This window comes from Streptomyces calidiresistens (genome assembly GCF_014141525.1).
GTDB classification, from domain to species: domain Bacteria; phylum Actinomycetota; class Actinomycetes; order Streptomycetales; family Streptomycetaceae; genus Streptomyces; species Streptomyces calidiresistens.
In genome coordinates this window covers 1-1,005 of sequence record NZ_VKHS01001279.1, presented here as the reverse complement: position 1 = coordinate 1,005, position 1,005 = coordinate 1, and the positions used below count along the sequence as shown (strand labels likewise).

General features: G+C 72.7%; 2 protein-coding genes. Both read left to right on the top strand.

Annotated elements, in window-relative coordinates; translation table 11 throughout:
• Positions 1-386, top strand: a 386-nt coding sequence (locus tag FOE67_RS26870; protein ID WP_228474342.1) for a hypothetical protein, incomplete at its 5' end; no start/stop codon positions are given.
• The gene (locus tag FOE67_RS26865) at positions 383-955 is read left to right on the top strand and encodes a Holliday junction endonuclease (protein WP_182667418.1); all 573 of its coding nucleotides are present in this window, start codon (positions 383-385) and stop codon (positions 953-955) included. The genes FOE67_RS26870 and FOE67_RS26865, both read left to right, overlap by 4 nt.
• The last annotated feature ends 50 nt before the right edge of the window (positions 956-1,005 follow it).

Genomic DNA, 1,005 nt, shown 5'->3' with positions numbered 1-1,005 from the left:
CTCGACCCCGCCATCCTCCATCCCCGGACCACCCCGTGACCAACAACCTCGACACCGAACTGGGTCACCGAGTCACCGACCACATGCACACCCACTTCCCCGACACCCCCACCGGCGGCTGGGAAACCGCCCTCGACACCACCGACGGCACCGTCGCCCTCGTCTGGCGAGCCCGCGAATGGGGCTCCATGGCCGGCATCCGCGGCCGGATGCTCGACACCTGGCTCTCCTCCCTCCGGGAGGCCGGCTTCACCGCCGACACCCGCTTTGACATGGCGGTCTTCGGCCGCCCCGACGACCACACCCCCGACCACCCCCACTGGATCCACATCACCGCCCGGACCTCCCCGACCACACCCGACCGAACCCACCCGAGGAACCCGTGAACACTCCCAACACCGACGCCCCCGACACCGCACCGCGACCCCGGCCCCGCGTCGTCGGCCTGGACCTGTCGATCACCGCCACCGGCATCGCCCGCCCCGACGGCACCACCCACACCGTCCTCACCCGCACCAAGGACGGCGACCGCCGCCTCCTGACCATCCGGCACGCCGTCATGCTCCACGTCACCACCGACGACCGCCCCGTCGACCTCGCCGTCATCGAAGACCTCCCCACCCACGCCCGCGCCGCCGGCATCACCGGCCTGGTCCACGGCGCCATCCGCACTGCCCTCCTCGAAGCCGGCGTCCCCTACGCCCTGGTAACCCCCGCCACCCTCAAGGCCCTCGCCACCGGCAAAGGCAACGCCGACAAGACCGCCATGGCCATCGCCGCCTACAAACGCGCAGGCCAGGAGTTCACCGACGACAACGCCTGCGACGCCTGGTGGCTCCGCGCAGCCGGCCTGCACCACCTCGGCCACGGCGAATTCCCCCTCCCCGCCACTCACCTCGCCCGCCTCGACAAGGTCACCTGGCCGCCCGTCCGCGGCTTCCCCGCCTCCCGCTGACCCCGCCCGCCGGGGGCCCGGCGCGGCGAAGGGAACCACTCCCTTCGCCG